The organism is Hymenobacter mucosus, from assembly GCF_900188255.1.
Lineage (GTDB): Bacteria > Bacteroidota > Bacteroidia > Cytophagales > Hymenobacteraceae > Hymenobacter > Hymenobacter mucosus.
Genome location: NZ_FZNS01000001.1, coordinates 342,297 through 358,623 on the forward strand (window position 1 = coordinate 342,297; position 16,327 = coordinate 358,623).

The following is a 16,327-nucleotide window of genomic DNA, read 5'->3' on the forward strand; positions in this document are numbered from 1 at the left end:
TCCGACCTCGCTATGCAAGCAGCTCCCGTAGCTCCGTATAAGCCCCAGAACCACGTTCGTATCGTAACGGCGGCGGCCCTGTTTGATGGGCACGACGCCGCCATTAATATTATGCGCCGCATTATTCAGAGCAGCGGCGCCGAGGTAATTCACCTGGGTCACAACCGCTCGGTGCAGGAAATCGTGGACTGCGCCATTCAGGAAGATGCCCAGGCCATTGCCATTACTTCCTACCAGGGCGGCCACAACGAGTACTTCAAGTACATGTTTGACCTGCTGAAGGAGCGCGACGCCGGCCACGTGAAGATCTTCGGCGGCGGCGGCGGCGTAATTCTGCCTTCCGAGATTGAGGAGCTCGAGGCTTACGGCATCACCCGCATCTACTCCCCCGACCACGGCCGCGCCATGGGCCTGCAGGGCATGATCAACGACCTGCTCCAAAAGTCAGACTTCCCCACCGGCCAGAACCTCAACGGCGAGGCCGGCCACGTGAAGGAGAAAGACGCCCGTAGCATTGGCCGCCTGATTTCCGCCGCCGAGAACTTCCCCCAGGAGTTTGAGCGCGTAAAAGGCCAGCTGATTGCCGATTTTCAGAAGTCGGAAGCGGGCAACGACCAGCGTATCGATCCTACTCCGGCCGCAGCCAAGAAAGCGCCCATCCTCGGTATCACCGGTACGGGTGGGGCGGGTAAGTCGAGTTTAGTAGATGAGCTGGTGCGCCGCTTCCTGCATGATTTCCCGGAGAAGACCATTGCTATTATTTCCGTAGACCCCAGCAAGCGCAAAACCGGCGGGGCTCTGCTCGGCGACCGAATTCGGATGAACGCCATCAACTCGCCGCGGGTGTACATGCGCAGCCTGGCCACGCGCCAGAGCAACCTGGCCCTGAGCAAGTATGTGCAGGATGCCGTGGACGTGGTGCGCGCCGCCGACTTCGACCTGATTATCCTCGAAACCTCGGGCATCGGCCAGTCGGACACCGAAATCATCGAGCACTCCGACGCCAGCCTGTACGTGATGACGCCCGAGTACGGCGCCGCCACCCAGCTGGAGAAAATCGACATGCTCGATTTTGCCGACGTCATTGCCCTTAACAAGTTCGACAAGCGCGGCGCCCTCGACGCTCTGCGCGACGTGCGCAAGCAATTCCAGCGCAACCACCAACTCTGGGACAAGCCCCTAGATGAGATGCCGGTGTTCGGCACCATTGCTTCCCAGTTCAACGACCCCGGCATGAACCGCCTCTACCGCGCCGTGCTGGGTACCGTAGAAGCTAAGACGGGGGTGCCCTTTGCCTCTCAACTTGAAACCAGCAAAGAGGACTCGGAAAAGATTTATATTATTCCACCTCACCGCACACGTTATCTTTCTGAAATAGCCGAAACCAACCGCCAATATGATCAGTGGGTTCAAAAACAAGCTGACACTGCTCAGCAACTCTACGGAATCCGGCAAGCCATCGGAGCCGTCCAAAGCCTCCCCGGAAACACCACCGCTGGAGGACCTGGCGCCGGGAACGACAGCAACGCCCCCAGCTCAGCAAACCTCATCACCGGCCTGGAGAGCACCTTCGATGAGATCAAGCTTCGGCTGGACGGACAGAACTGGAAACTCCTGGAGACCTGGCCGCAAAAGGTAGCCGCCTACAAAGCCCCGGAGTTTGTGTTCAAGGTGCGCGATAAGGAAATCCGCATCCAGACCCACACCACCAGCCTATCCAACCAGCAGATTCCGAAGGTCAGCCTGCCGCGCTACACCGCGTGGGGTGACTTGCTGCGCTGGCAACTGCAGGAGAACGTACCGGGCGAGTTCCCCTATACTGCTGGCGTGTTTCCCTTCAAGCGTGAGGGCGAAGACCCTACCCGCATGTTTGCGGGCGAAGGTGGCCCCGAGCGCACCAACCGCCGCTTCCACTACGTATCGGCGGGCCTGCCGGCTAAGCGCCTGAGTACGGCCTTCGACTCGGTGACGCTCTACGGCGAAGACCCCGACCTGCGGCCCGACATCTACGGCAAAATCGGTAATGCCGGCGTGAGCATCGCTTGCCTCGACGATGCCAAGAAGCTGTATTCGGGCTTCAACCTGGCTAACCCCAGCACCTCGGTGTCTATGACCATCAACGGTCCGGCGGCTACGCTGGCGGCTTTCTTCATGAACGCGGCCATCGACCAGCAGTGCGAGCTGTATATTAAGGAGAATGGCCTAGAGGCAGAGGTTGACGCTAAGATCAACCAGATCTATCAGGAGAAAGGCCTGGCTCGCCCCCACTACCAGGGCGAGCTGCCCGCCGGCAACGATGGCCTAGGCCTCATGCTGCTCGGCGTGACCGGCGACCAGGTGCTGCCTGCCGACGTGTACGCCACCATCAAGGCGCGCACGCTCAGCCAGGTGCGCGGCACCGTGCAGGCCGACATTCTGAAGGAAGACCAGGCCCAGAACACCTGCATCTTCTCCACGGAGTTTGCCCTGCGCCTCATGGGCGACGTGCAGGAGTACTTCATCAAGGAAAAGGTTCGCAACTTCTACTCGGTGTCGATTTCCGGCTACCACATTGCCGAGGCCGGCGCCAACCCCATTACCCAGCTGGCCCTCACCCTCAGCAACGGCTTCACCTTCGTGGAGTACTACGTGAGCCGGGGCATGGACGTGAACGACTTCGCCCCTAACCTGTCGTTCTTCTTCTCCAACGGCATCGACCCTGAGTACGCCGTAATTGGTCGCGTGGCGCGTCGCATCTGGGCTAAGGCCATGAAGCTGAAGTACGGCGCCAACGCCCGCTCGCAGATGTTGAAGTACCACATCCAGACCAGCGGCCGGAGCCTGCACGCCCAGGAAATCGACTTCAACGATATCCGCACCACGCTGCAGGCCCTCTACGCCATCTACGATAACTGCAACTCCCTGCACACCAACGCCTACGATGAGGCCATTACCACCCCCACCGAGGAATCGGTGCGCCGGGCCATGGCCATCCAGCTCATCATCAACCGCGAGCTAGGCCTGGCTAAGAATGAAAACCCACTGCAGGGCTCCTTCATCATTGAGGAGCTCACCGATCTGGTAGAGGAAGCTGTACTGGCCGAGTTCGACCGGATTACGGAGCGCGGCGGCGTGCTGGGCGCCATGGAAACCATGTACCAGCGCGGCAAGATTCAGGAGGAAAGCATGCACTATGAGATGCTCAAGCACACGGGCGAGTATCCCATCATCGGCGTGAACACCTTCCTCTCCTCGAAAGGCTCACCCACAGTCATCCCGGCCGAGGTAATTCGCGCCACAGAGGAGGAAAAGCAGTATCAAATCACGATGCTCCAGAACCTACACGCCCGCAACCAAGGCACCACCGAGCAGCGCCTGAAGCAATTGCAGCAAGTGGCAGTAGCCAACGGCAACCTCTTCGAGGAGCTGATGGAAACCGTGAAATTCTGTTCCCTAGGCCAGGTGACGAACGCCCTGTTTGAGGTAGGTGGTCAGTACCGGCGGAATATGTAAGCTGCAAAAGAAAAGGAGTGGCAAAACCCACTCCTTTTCTTTTGCAGTCTTATGTCTTTTAACCAAACATGTAAAATGAAATTCAATATAACTCAAGATAGCACTAGACTAAAAGAGCTTGTATCTAGGTTTAACAGCAAAACATTCATAGCAGAAATTATAGAGCTTATTACACATATTCAAGCTCCAAGAATACCATTCCATCCTTTTCAAGGGCTTGATTCGCCTTTCCGTCAACTCTCCTTTCTAGCTGCTTTAAATTTAAGCTCAGATCCAAGTTTAGAAGAAGCTCCACGGAAGATCAGTGATGATGAATGGAAGGAAATAGTAGTTCAGAGTATTAAGGTTAGAGCAGGCTATTACGATGAACTCCTACCCAAAGAAGATGATGATAACGAACAGTTTTATTCTTTCTATAAGACTAGTATGCCCGTATTCAATGATTATTTTGATACTGGTAACTTAAACTTTGAAGAGCAGGAAATCGAGAGGATTCAAGCACTTTTCTCTCCATTTGAAGATACTATTAACGAAGCTCTTGGACTAACGCCAAAAGAGTTCATAGAAATCTACCATGAGATTGATCTACAGCTCTTTAATAATGCAAACTTATCACTGCAGCTTTTAAAGGAATCAGAAACAGCCAAAGCATTTTGGGATGATATGCTTGTATCTAAAACAAGCCCACGCAACTGGAAATATACTGGAAACGATCAAAGCATCATTAAATTGATGAACTATTTTCAAGATAATTCAATTAAATATACTATTCATAAGAGCAAGTTACTCGATTCATTCCCAAAAAATAAAATAAATTCTTTCCTAAGTATTTTAACCATTGACCGAACCTTAGACGAAAAATATTTATATTACACACAACCTAATAAAGTTTTATTAAAACCCATATATAATATTAACAATGAGGACTATCTCATAATAGGCAAAAAACAAATATTGCATGCAATATTTAGAATATTACATAATACAGTTGACATGTCTAATAAAAGAGAGTCATATTTTTCTTTTAGAGGCAACTGGTTGCAGGACAAAACAGAAGAACTATTGCGCAGATATTTCGGCAAAGAAGCTCGTATATACAACGAGTATAAAGTCGATGGCAAAGCCCACGATATTCTACTACTACACAAGAGTCTAGCTTTGATTATCGAGAATAAAGCACATCAAGAAGTACAATTTAGCGGTGTTCCTAACACACTAAATATTTACAAACAATACTTTAGCAGGTTCAAGAAAAGTATTCAAGACGGATATGACCAATGTTGGCGTATTAAAGAAAATTTTTTCTTCGATGACAACTTTACCATTAATGATCTAAAAAACAACCCTATTGCATCAGTAAAAACTAAATCATATCGAGATGTATTTTCAGTTATAATAACATTAGACAAATTCAGAGGACCACAAATAAATACCGCAAATCTTCTTAAGCTTAACGAAGATGATGATGCATACCCTCTTTCAATATCGATTGATGACTTTGAAGTATTGCTTCTAACTTTCAAGAAGCTTAAAATAACTGCGGTAGGCAGGTTCATCCATTTTCTAAGACTAAGAGAACAACTGCAAGGACGACTTGATTCAAATGACGAGCTTGAAGTATGGGGGTCATTTATTCAAACGAAAAGATTTAAAATACCTGAAGACCCCAAAATGCATTTTCAAACAAATCCGTTTATGACTGAAATTTTCGACAGAGAATATGAAACAGGTCTTGGATTTAAAAATGAAAAACACTACAAGGAAAAGAGACAGAGGAAGTATCTAATATTAAATTCAGTAAACAATAGAATTGTTTAGTAACGTCCCACCTATCGCGAGTATAGCGAAGTGTAACTCGTGACAAGCTATGATGCAGAAGTCCTATCCTCCCCTGCCACACCAGGGGCCAGCCAGTGCCTTGTGGCTTGGAGTTAGCTGAGCGGCACAGTTTATCTAGATATACCCACAGCAGCTATGCTGGCCACAACGCAACCGCGCCGCCTGGAGCTATCCAAGCGGCGCGGTTGCGTTGTGGCCAGCATAGCTGCTGCAGAGAAGACAACTTCCCCCTATTCCTGGCCTTGCTCAGCGAGTATCCGCTGGGCGATGTCGGTGTGCTTGTCGTCGGCTTGCTTGGCTTCCTGCACGCAGGCTTTCAGGTTTTGCTCGGTTTGGGTGAGGCCGGCGGAGGCGGCGTACGAGGCTACCGTGCCGAAGGAAGCAATCCAGTAGTGCAGGGCCAGTTGGCCGCTGGCGATGATGCCTAGGTCGCGCGTTGTGTCGGAGGTAGCTTTGGCCCGAATTTCTTTGCTCACGCGGTAGTGTGCTTCCAAGATTTCGTTGTTCTGGTTTTCGGCACCGCCTGCTTCTGCAAGGGCATCCTCAATACGCTGGGCCCATTTCTTGGAGGTTTCGTTGCCTTCCTGCAGGGCAGCTTTCAGCTCGGGGTGCTTGGCGTCGTTGAGGATTTCGTCGGTGGCTTGGGCTGCCACTTGGCTGCCGGCCTGTTGGGCCGATAGGCCGTCTTTGATGAGTTGTTTCAGGTCGTCTGTGTTCATAGCTCAGAAGGATAAAGGGTCAAGAACAAGGTTAGCTTGCTTAGCCTCTCCAACGGTCCTCTGTGTCATTTGTTGAGGCAGCAACCTGTTACGGAATCAGCGTTTTGTTTGCCGCTATTGGCTTATTATCAATATTTTACACTCATCAGATATCCGTTTAGTTCTTGCTGGTAAGAATGATGCCCAGCCCTAAGTATCCGCTTAATGCAATTGTCGTAGCTACCTAAATTCATGCGTAATATTTCAATTCTCTTCTTACAAGCATGTACTTGGCAATCAACGCCGTAATACCTACTTCGTAACAAGATTATTATAGATTGGAAGGCTAAGCTTTCACGTGCAAATCGTTTTATAATAATACTCCACCATTAGTCATTGGGGAGCCAGAAAAGACATGTTAAGCATCGATGAACTCGTCTCCCAGAACTTAGCATAGCAGATTGCCTAAGCCAAAAATGACAATATCCTGTAGGTAATACTTGGTGAGTACAGGATCTATTTCATCTAAGCCAACAAGAAATGTACTGCTCGGTCTTGTGACAGCTCTTTAGAGTAAGTAGTAGCTACGGGGTGGCCAGCGGCGCTCTTTGGCTTATCAGTAGCGGAGGCCCCACGCTTGTCGGTTTGGGCAACACATCTAGGAACTCGGCAACTGCGTAGAGTACCCCAAATGCCCGTGGCTTTACCTGTTTGCAATTTGGAGAATGAGTTTACTAACCGTGTTTTTGGTGCTGGTCACCTGTTCCTCACTTCAACAACCGCAAACTGACATCCCGCCTCAGGCTCCCGATACGAGCATAGTCTACACTAAACGGCGCATCGTGCTGCCCGAGGTGCCGCAGCGCGGCCGCATCCTCGACCGCCACGATTCGGTACTGGTAGCCACCCGTCCGCAATACCGGCTTAAGCTGCCGCGCCGCCCGCCGCTTGATACCCTGGCGCTAGGCCAGTTGCTGGGCTGGGGCCCCACCACCCTCCGCAAGCGCATTGCCGATGCCCTCCCGTATGAGGAAGCCCCAGCGGGCTACCCGGTGCAGCTGCGCCTCACGGCAGCCGAAGCAGCGCGGGTACGCCGTAAAAGCCGCGACTGGCCTACCCTCACCCTGACCGAAAGCCGCCAGCGTACTTACACCACCAGCGTAGGCGCCCACGTGCTGGGTTATTCGGCAGCCGAGGCCGAAGCCTTCTACAGCCAAGCTAAGCGCTACCGCCGCGGACGGTTCTATCAGCTCCGCAACAGTGGCCTAGAGGGCTATTATAACGGCATCCTTAACGGGCGCCGAGGCGTTTTGCACCCCTTGGTAGATGCGCAAGGCCAGACCCAGGGCAGTTGGGCCCCCGACACCACCTTCCAGCAGGGCCAGGACCTGCACATGACCCTCGACGTGAAGCTACAGGCCTACGCCGAACAACTCCTGGGCCGCCGCAAAGGCTACCTGGTGGCCCTCGACCCGCGCACCGGCGAGATACTGGCCTACGTGTCGGCGCCCATCTACAAGCCCGCTACTATTACAGCCCCCGATTTGGCCGGGGTGCGCGCCAAGCTCCTGCAACAGGAAGGCATGCCGCTGATTAACCGACCCGCCATGCGGGCCAACCCACCCGGCTCAGTGTTTAAGCTGGTGAATGCCGCCGTGGCTCTGCAATTGGGCGCCATCACGCCCGCTACCGGCTTTCGTTGCGACCAGAAGCTGGTCAGCTGCGTGCATAAGCACCCGGCGCCGAGCAACCTTACCGCCGGGCTCAAGTACAGCTGCAACCCCTACTTCTATCAGGTAATGGGGAAACTCATCAACTACGTACCCGATAGTCTGGTGCAGGACACTGTAGCTGCCCGCCACGTCAACCTAGCCGAGTGGCGCCGCTACGTCCGCTCGTTTGGCCTAGACTCGGTGCTGGGCGTAGACATACCGCGCGAGGCACCGGGTTTCCTTCCTACCCCCGAGTACTACGATAAGGCCCGGGGCACCACCCGGTGGCGGTACCGCTCCATCTACTCGCTCAGCATTGGCCAGGGCGAAATCAATATGACTGGCCTACAAATGGCCAACATGGCCGCCATCATTGCCAACCGAGGCTGGTATTACCCTCCGCACTTGGTGCGAAGCGTGGGCGATGATGGACCGTTGCCGCGCTTCACCAAGAAGCGTTATACCCTAGTAGACAGCGCCCATTTAGCCGCCCTCATACCCGGCATGATGGCCGTAATGCAGAAGGGCGGCACCGCCGATGCCTCTAGTCTAGAAGATGTGAGCATAACGGTTGCTGGAAAAACCGGCACCGTGCAAAACGACGAAGGCGACGACCATGCCGCTTTCGTGGGCTTTGCCCCCGCCGATAACCCCCAGATTGCCGTAGCGGTGTATATAGAAAATGGGGGCTTTGGAGCGGATGCTGCCGCGCCCTGCGCCGCCTTAGTTATGGAGAAGTACCTACGCGGTAATATTGCCCCCAAGCGCAAACGTTGGGAAGCGCGTATTCAGAGCCGTGCCCGGCATGGATACTAGTTAGTGCTGAGATACACTCTTTGTGTGCCCTTTAAAACCATTTACTGAAGTAAAACTAAGCGCTGATCCAAGCAAACGCCCCTTGTATATGCTCATTGATACTCTCCGCCAGTTGTTTCAACGTGACCTAAATCGGGTGCAGCAAGAACTCACCTTGTACAACGACGAGCATCTAATCTGGCGCGTTGAAAAAGGTATAGCTAATTCGGCCGGCAACCTATGTCTGCATTTGGTCGGCAATCTGAACACCTATATCGGGGCTGAACTTGGCGGTATAGCGTATACCCGGCACCGCGAATTGGAATTTTCGCTAAAAAATATTCCTCGGCTGGAGCTGCTGGAAATGCTACAGGACACCAGCTGCAAAGTAGATGTATCACTAGAGCAAGTAAACCCCGACATATTGACGCGGGAATACCCCCTCCTGGTTTTTGACCAGAAGACATCGACCGAATATTTCCTGGTGCATCTGGCCACTCATCTGGCCTATCACTTGGGCCAGATTAATTACCACCGGCGCTTACTCGACTCCGGGCAGCAGCCTGTTTAGCTACACGCATAGGTAGGAGTTAAGACTTGGGGCCTGTGCTGTCCTCCTTTGCTATCTATGCTGCAAACCAGCATCGGGCGGCTCAGTAGCAAACCCGTTTACCTTGATAAAATGATAGATCCAGAAAAGCCACCCGTTGCCGCCCCTGTTACTCTGGTTCGAGCCTTCGGGGTCGTAAGCGGCACGTTGCTGGTAGCGGGCATCGTGATTGGGTCCGGTGTCTTCAAGAAGATTGTGCCGCTGGCGCAGAGTGGTTTAAGCGCAGAATGGATCCTGGCCGCTTGGGTGGTAGCGGGCCTAGTGACTATTTGTGGGGCCCTGAACCTGTCGGGCATGGCCTCGCTCACGGAAGAATCGGGCGGGGTGTACGAGTACCTGCGGCTGTCGTTTGGTAATTTTGCTTCGTTTCTGTTTGGGTGGACGGATTTCGCCATCATTGGCTCCGCTTCGGTGGCAGCGCTGGCGTTCATCTTTGCCCAATCCGTTAACGCCCTGCTACCCCTGCCCAACCCGGCTCAAGAATGGGCCCACCTCTCCATGGGCGGGCTGATTTACCCATTTGCTGACTCTGGCATTAAGCTCTTGGCTATTACTACCACGGCCGCGCTTACCTGGGTAAACTACCGCGGGGTGAGTGAAAGCGGGCGGCTCAGCAACGTCTTTACAGCGGCCAAAATTGGGGGCATTCTCCTGCTCATCCTCGCGGGCTTGTTTCTGGCCTCTCCTGACACGAGCGGCATTACGGCGGCAGTAGTACCCATACGGGAGGTGTCGTTGGGTAGTGCATTTTTTGGGGCCCTGCTTAGCGTGTTCTGGGCCTATGATGGCTGGGTAGACCTTTCCTTTGTCACGGGCGAAATCAAAAACCCACGGCGCAACGTACCCCGCGCCATCATCGGTGGGGTAAGCATTGCCATTGTGCTGTACGTACTTATCAACTACGTGTACCTGTGCACCCTACCCCTCGCGCAGCTGGCAGCCGTTGGCCCGAACGAAATTGGGGCGGCTGTGGTAGCAGAGGCCTTGCTGGGCAAATGGGGTAAAACGGGCGTTACGGTCCTGATTCTAGTCAGCGTATTCGGCACGCTGAACTCGGTGCTGCTTTCCCACACCCGCGTGCATTTCCGTATGGCCCAGGAAGGGTATTTCTTTCAATCGGCCGCGACGGTGCACCCACGCTACCGCACGCCCTACCGGGCCCTGGCCTTCACCTTTACGTGGAGCAGCCTGCTGATTATTTCCGGCACCTTCGAGCGCCTAACCGACTTAGTGATTTTTGCCACCTTCCTGTTTTATGGCCTGCTGGCGGTGGCCGTGGTAAAAATGAAGCGCCAGGGCCGCATACCAGGTCCGGTGCCGGGCTACCCCTTTGTGCAGCTTCTACTCATCCTGTTCGCCCTTACGTTCACCGGGCACACGCTCATTACGCAACCGACTCAGTCGCTGCTAGGCCTAGGCCTCATTCTGACAGGGCTTCCGTTTTTCGTGTACTTCCGTCGGCAAGCCCGGATGCAATCGGCCAGTAGTGTCAGTGTAGAGGCCTAGGCCATGCAACAATGCGGGGGCGTAGCGGTAGTGCGGGCCAGTTGGCGCGCTCGGGTTACTGCAGAAAGTTGAACACCGCCTCTAGTACCTGGGCTGGCTTTTCCTCGAACATGTAGTGTCCACTATCCTGGAGCCCAATAACCTGCACATTTTCGGCTATGTGGGGCAGGCCCATACTCATGTGGTTGTAGGCCACGTAGCTCGCAATGCCCAGCACGGGCATGGTCAGGCGGGAGTAGGTATTGGCATCGGCAATGTCCTGGTTAAAGGCTTGGTACCAGCCAGTGGCAGCCCGGATGCTGTCGGGGTGGTTGTAAGAGGCGGCGTACACCTCCCGGTCAAATTCCGTCATGTGGCGCTCGTCAATCATCACGTACCCAAAGAGCCAGTCGAGCAGGTAGCGGAAGCGGCCAGCCAGCAGCTGTTCGGGCAGCTCCTTGATCTGGTTGAACGCCATCCACCACATGTAGGGGTTATCGCCATTCATCTTGGCCTCGAAGGTGCCGGGGGCGGGCAGCATAGTCATGTAGCGCATGCCTTCGGTGGGGTGGCTGCCGTCTAACAAAATCACCTTGTCTGTGGCATCTGGGTAGTTGAAGGCAAAACTGAGGGCTACCATTCCCCCGATGTCATGGCCCAGCAATGCTACTCTCGACAGGCCGAGCAGTTGTGTCAGGGCGTACACGTCCTGGGCCATGGTCTTTTTGTCGTAGCCCGCGGCAGGCTTCTCGGAGCTACCCATGCCCCGGATATCCAGGATGATAATGCGGTAGTGCTCGGCCAGCTGAGCGGCTACCGGGTGATAGGACCACCAGGTTTGGGGCCAGCCCGGCAGGCAAATCAGCGGCTCGCCGCTCCCCCCTTCCACATAGTGGAGGTGGATGTCATTGACGGTGACGTAATGATTGGTGAAGCCGGGTAGCTTCTTCACCAGCTCTTCGTCTGAGTAGAGGCCTAGGGCTTCTGCTGGCGTTGGGGCGCTGGGTTGGGCACCCAGGATGCCATTGGCTACTGCAATTGGAGTATGCATAGGAATGATGTGGGGTAAAAGCAGCGGGTAACTGCCTGTTGCATGCTGCAAATTTCCCCGTAACCACTCCGGCGCACTGCCTGATTACTGCTTACTTCTTACAAATTCTTGCTCCCTTTACCCACTAGACTAGCGGTGCTGAAACGCGCGTGGGTTCTGGCCCACAGCCCGCTTGAACGCGGCCGAAAAGTGGGCAGGCGAGGCAAAGCCAAGCGCGTCGCTAATGGCGGCAACAGGCAGCTCTCCAGCGTGCAGCAACTGTTGAGCCCGCTTGATTTTCCAGTCCAGCACGTATTGATACGGCGAGCGTCCGGTAGTCAGCTTAAAACGCCGGGCGAAGTGAAAGACGCTTAGATTAGCTAAATCAGCCAGCGCCGCTAGCGTGATAGTCTGTTCAGCATGGGCTTCCACGTAATTATCTATGCGCGCCAGTACCGCCGCTGGCAGCCGCATGCCAACGCCCACAATGCGCCGCTCAAAAGAAGCATGATGCTCGATGAGATGATACCCCAGCGTGTTTACCAGCGACTCCGCGTAGAGTTGACCAAGCGCATGCTCACGCCCGGCCGCCGCCAGTAATTGACTTCCTAGGTAAGACAGCAGGCCATCCTCAAACCGAAACCGTTCGCGCAGGCTGAAGCGCACCAAGTCTAGACTTTGACGGGCTTTATTTTCCAACCACGCAGGGTCGATATGTACATTGATGATGTTGGCTGGGCCGTTCCAGGCAGAAGGCCCGTACTCCCCGGCAGGATACAACCCTGCGTCGCCGGCCCGGAACAACCCTTCCTCAACCCGGTTCCCACTCGAGCGGTGAGAGGGCACCGCCTGCTCTGCCTGATGAATGAGCAACAGGTGTTGGGCATGAAAATGCGCCGGTACTCCCCCCGCCGCCAACTGATAGCGTTCAACCCGCAGCCCGGGCCACGGCTGCGCCGCGCTGGTTTCCACCGCCGGCTGATTATACAACTCAGAGGTGTAGGTAGAGTAGTTCATGCAAATGGAGTCTATGTTCCGAGTAACCCTGGCACTAGCTGTATGTTCTGCTTTTGCGCTGCTCTAATTGGTTTGGATGTCTCCTCTGCAACCGCATGCTACCGCTTGCCAGCAACATGCCCAACGATGAGCCGGGCCGTAAGGTAACAGTCCAACGGGCAGTTCTGTGAAACAAAGGGTGCTACCTACAGCAGTTGTATCATGGTTTAAGCACTGATTAGATCTGTTCACCGAAAAGCGCAGAACCGACTTCCGGCAATTGGCTAGCTTTACCCCATGCGCACGTCTTTTAAGCGGTGGGAGAATATTTTGCTAGCTCTAGTGCTAGGACTAGCATCCTGCTCGTCCCCCGAACAAAAAACGAATACCCCAACACAGGACCCCGAAACCGGCGAGGTATACACTCGGCGCCGCGTAGTGATTTCCGACTCGCTCATCCGGGGCCGCGTGCTTGACCGCAACGACTCAGTGCTGGTAGACACCCGCTTACAATACCTGCTGAAGCTGCCACGCCGCCCCCCACTCGATACGCTGGCCCTAGGCCTATTGCTCGGCTGGGACTCCGTGACCGTCCGGCGGCGCATTGCCGATGCCCTCCCCTACGAAGGAATGCCGGCTGGCTACCCGGTTCAGCTTCGCATTACCGCGGCCCAGGCCAAGCGCGTACGCCGCGACAGCGCCAACTGGCCCAACCTCCTTCTAACCGAACGCCGACAGCGCGTGTACACAACTAGCGCGGGTGCCCCCGTGCTGGGCTACTTAGGGGCGGAGGCACAGGCCTTCTACCGCCAAGCGAAGCGCTACCGGCGGGGGCGCTTCTACCGCTTACGCAGTGGTGGGGTTGAAACGTACTACAACGGCCTGCTCAACGGCCGCCACGGCTACTTGCACCCTTTAGTAGACGCGAAGGGTCAGCAGCACGGCACCTGGGCCAAAGACACTACCTTTCAGCAAGGCCAGGATCTCCACCTGACTATTGACGTGAAGCTGCAGGCCTACGCTGAGAAATTGCTGGGCGGCCGCCGGGGCTACCTCGTGGCCCTAGATCCGCTAACCGGAGAAATTTTGGCTTACGTATCGGCGCCCGTGTATGACCCGGCTACCATCACCGCACCCGACCAGGCTGGGGTGCGGGCTACGCTGCTGGGGCACGAAGACATGCCCTTGCTGAACCGGCCCGCCATGCTGGCCAACCCGCCCGGCTCCGTGTTTAAGCTAGTAAATGCTGCCGTGGCGTTGCAGCTTGGCGCCATCACGCCGGCCACGGCCTTCCGCTGCGACCAGTCGCTGGTGAGCTGTGTGCACCGCCACCCCCAGGCCAATAACCTGACTTTAGGGCTGAAGTATAGCTGTAACCCGTACTTCTACCAAACAATGCAGAGCCTTATTAACCGTATGCCCGACAGCCTTGCGGTAGATACGGTGGCTACCCGCCACGCCAACTTAGAACTGTGGCGGCGCTATGTCCGGTCGTTTGGGTTAGATTCGGTGCTGGGCGTGGATGTGCCCCGCGAAGCGCCTGGCTTTCTACCTACCGCCGCGTATTATGATAAGGCCCGCCGTACTACTCGCTGGACGTACCGCTCTATTTACTCACTCAGCATTGGACAAGGCGAAATTAACCTGACGGGCCTGCAAATGGCCAATATGGCCGCCATCATTGCCAACCGCGGCTGGTACTACACACCTCACTTGGTACGCCAGGTTGGAACGGGTGGGCCACTGCCGCGCTTTACCGAAAAGCACCGCACCCTTATCGACAGCGCCCACTTTGCCGCGCTAGTGCCCGGTATGGTAGCCGTTATGCAGCGCGGCGGCACCGCCGACGCCTCCAGCTTGGCCGATGTGGGCATTACAGTAGCTGGCAAAACCGGCACCGTGCAAAATGATGAAGGCGACGACCACGCGGCTTTCGTTGGGTTTGCCCCCGCCAACAACCCCAAGATAGCCGTGGCAGTGTACCTCGAAAATGCCGGCTTCGGCGCTACGGCCGCGGCGCCGTGTGCTGTACTAGTAATGGAGAAATACCTACGCGGCAGCATTGCTCCCAAACGCAAACGTTGGGAGGCGCGCATTCAGCGCCGCGCCCGAAACGGGTACTAGAAATTACTAACCGGGTCCCATACCAACGCTTCCGCTGCAAAGCGGCTTTCGGTACCAAGGATAACCAGTAGTAAGCCGTATAAACCAACTAGAAACTACCAGGTGAGCTTTGCTAGCTATACCATAAAAAAGGCTGCCTCACGTGTGTGAGGCAGCCTTTTCTTTATACCTACTAAGGTAGAAGCACAGCTCTACGCAGCATCCAGCGCCTCGCGCAGCTCCTTAGCAGCGGCAGCAGGGTCGGCGGCTCCGTAAATAGCGGCACCAGCTACGGCCACTACTACGCCCGACTGCTTCACGGCGGCAATAGTTTTTACGTTTACGCCACCAGCAATAGATACTGGTACCCCAGCCCGGGCCGCTTCGTCGATGAGTACCTGAATGGAGTAGCCGGGCTGCGCCTGCTCGTCGAGGCCAGCGTGCAATTCCACAAACTCAACGCCCAGGGCGGTTACTTCCTGCGCCCGCTTTACACGGTCGGCAACCCCAATAGTGTCTACCACCACGGCTCTGCCGTGCGCTTTGGCGGCTTTCACCGCTCCCTCGATGGTAGCATTGCCCGTAGCGCCCAGAATTGTGATGTAGTCGGCACCTGCCTTGAAGGCCATATCAGCCTCTAGTTCGCCAGCATCGGCCGTCTTGAAGTCAGCAAACACCAGCTTATCAGGGAAAGCCTGCTTCATAGCGGTGATAACCGCCAAGCCTTCGCTCTTAATCAGCGGGGTACCCAGCTCAATGATATCAATGTAAGGCGCCACTTTCCCGGCGAGTTCCAGGGCATCTTTGGTGGTCAGAAGGTCAATTGCAACTTGCAGCTTTGCCATGTTATTCAAATTTTAATCTACTGTTAATCAATTAACTACAACCTGATTGTTACTCCAGGTTGGCGTGTCTTTTCCAAAGTTCTTCGGCCGGTGTACCGTCTTGGGCCCACAAAGTCTGGAACAGGGCATCACCGAGAAGCAGCACCGCTTGCTCGAACAGGCTCCCGGCATACTGCTGGGAAATGGTGCCCCCATGATCCTGCTTTTGTGCCGCCGGCAGCACAACTACCTGGGTGGCGAGTTTGGCCAAGGGCGACTCAGCAGTAGTAGAAAGTGCTACTACCTGCCCTTGGGCGGCTACCGTTTTTTCGGCGGCCTTCACAATGCTGCTTGTAGTGCCGGAGCCGGAGCCTGCCAACAATAAGTCGCCGGCTCCAATGGCGGGCGTGGTGGTTTCACCAACCACGAATACACTGAGGCCCAAATGCATAAGTCGCATGGCAGTGGCCTTCAGGGCCAACCCTGTACGCCCGGCGCCCACAACAAAAATCCGATTGGCCTGTTGAATCAGCGGCAGAAGCGCAGCCACTTGCTCAAAGTTGATTTTTTCTAGTAGCGCCTGATTTTCGCGCACAACCAGTTCCAGGTTGCGGTGCACAGCAGCAGCAGGCGTTTGTTGGGTTGGGCTCGGCATCAGGGTAGCGGTGAAATGGACAGCAGGTACTCCCGGGGTGAAAGTGCTGGCAAAGGTACCGGGTACTGGTGCGGAACAGGTTATACAA

At 55.0% G+C, this 16,327-nt stretch carries 11 protein-coding genes; 6 read left to right on the forward strand and 5 right to left on the reverse strand.

Annotated features, from left to right (window positions below; translation table 11 throughout):
• Positions 1–12 precede the first annotated feature (12 nt).
• Together CHB83_RS01490 and CHB83_RS01495 are read left to right on the forward strand one after the other, a co-directional pair.
• Positions 13–3,492 (forward strand): methylmalonyl-CoA mutase family protein, encoded by a 3,480-nt coding sequence (locus tag CHB83_RS01490; protein ID WP_089331428.1) that lies wholly within the window; start codon positions 13–15, stop codon positions 3,490–3,492.
• A 75-nt stretch (positions 3,493–3,567) separates the two neighbouring features.
• Entirely contained in the window at positions 3,568–5,310 is a 1,743-nt protein-coding gene (locus CHB83_RS01495; protein ID WP_089331429.1) for a hypothetical protein, read from the forward strand.
• A 251-nt stretch (positions 5,311–5,561) separates the two neighbouring features.
• Here CHB83_RS01495 and CHB83_RS01500 read toward each other — a convergent pair whose 3' ends face one another.
• Positions 5,562–6,050, reverse strand: a complete 489-nt coding sequence (locus CHB83_RS01500) for a DUF892 family protein (RefSeq protein ID WP_089331430.1) — start codon at positions 6,048–6,050, stop codon at positions 5,562–5,564.
• A 704-nt stretch (positions 6,051–6,754) separates the two neighbouring features.
• On the opposite strand from CHB83_RS01500, the gene CHB83_RS01505 reads away from it, so the two are divergent.
• The 3 genes from CHB83_RS01505 (at position 6,755) to CHB83_RS01515 (ending at position 10,652) form a co-directional block, all read left to right on the forward strand.
• A complete protein-coding gene (locus CHB83_RS01505; protein ID WP_089331431.1) occupies positions 6,755–8,557 on the forward strand; it encodes a peptidoglycan D,D-transpeptidase FtsI family protein in 1,803 nt (600 codons plus the stop codon).
• Between the two features lie 88 nt (positions 8,558–8,645).
• Positions 8,646–9,107, forward strand: coding sequence for a DUF1572 family protein (locus tag CHB83_RS01510; RefSeq protein WP_089331432.1), 462 nt, complete (start codon positions 8,646–8,648; stop codon positions 9,105–9,107).
• A 111-nt stretch (positions 9,108–9,218) separates the two neighbouring features.
• On the forward strand, positions 9,219–10,652 hold the full coding sequence (locus CHB83_RS01515) for an APC family permease (protein WP_179225424.1): 1,434 nt from the start codon (positions 9,219–9,221) through the stop codon (positions 10,650–10,652).
• A 55-nt stretch (positions 10,653–10,707) separates the two neighbouring features.
• On the opposite strand, the gene CHB83_RS01520 is transcribed toward CHB83_RS01515, so the two are convergent.
• On the reverse strand, positions 10,708–11,682 hold the full coding sequence (locus tag CHB83_RS01520) for an alpha/beta fold hydrolase (protein ID WP_089331434.1): 975 nt from the start codon (positions 11,680–11,682) through the stop codon (positions 10,708–10,710).
• A gap of 129 nt (positions 11,683–11,811) precedes the next feature.
• Positions 11,812–12,678: a helix-turn-helix transcriptional regulator gene (locus tag CHB83_RS01525; protein ID WP_089331435.1), complete on the reverse strand. Its 867-nt coding sequence runs from the start codon at positions 12,676–12,678 to the stop codon at positions 11,812–11,814.
• Between the two features lie 276 nt (positions 12,679–12,954).
• Here CHB83_RS01525 and CHB83_RS01530 point away from each other — a divergent pair, with 276 nt between their 5' ends.
• Positions 12,955–14,781, forward strand: coding sequence for a peptidoglycan D,D-transpeptidase FtsI family protein (locus tag CHB83_RS01530; RefSeq protein ID WP_089331436.1), 1,827 nt, complete (start codon positions 12,955–12,957; stop codon positions 14,779–14,781).
• Positions 14,782–14,972: 191 nt separating this feature from the next.
• Here the strand turns inward: CHB83_RS01530 and hxlA are convergent, their stop codons facing one another.
• Both hxlA and hxlB read right to left on the reverse strand, forming a co-directional pair.
• A complete protein-coding gene (gene hxlA / locus CHB83_RS01535; RefSeq protein WP_089331437.1) occupies positions 14,973–15,605 on the reverse strand; it encodes a 3-hexulose-6-phosphate synthase in 633 nt (210 codons plus the stop codon).
• Between the two features lie 49 nt (positions 15,606–15,654).
• Positions 15,655–16,239 (reverse strand): 6-phospho-3-hexuloisomerase, encoded by a 585-nt coding sequence (gene hxlB / locus CHB83_RS01540; protein WP_045690113.1) that lies wholly within the window; start codon positions 16,237–16,239, stop codon positions 15,655–15,657.
• Positions 16,240–16,327 lie beyond the last annotated feature (88 nt).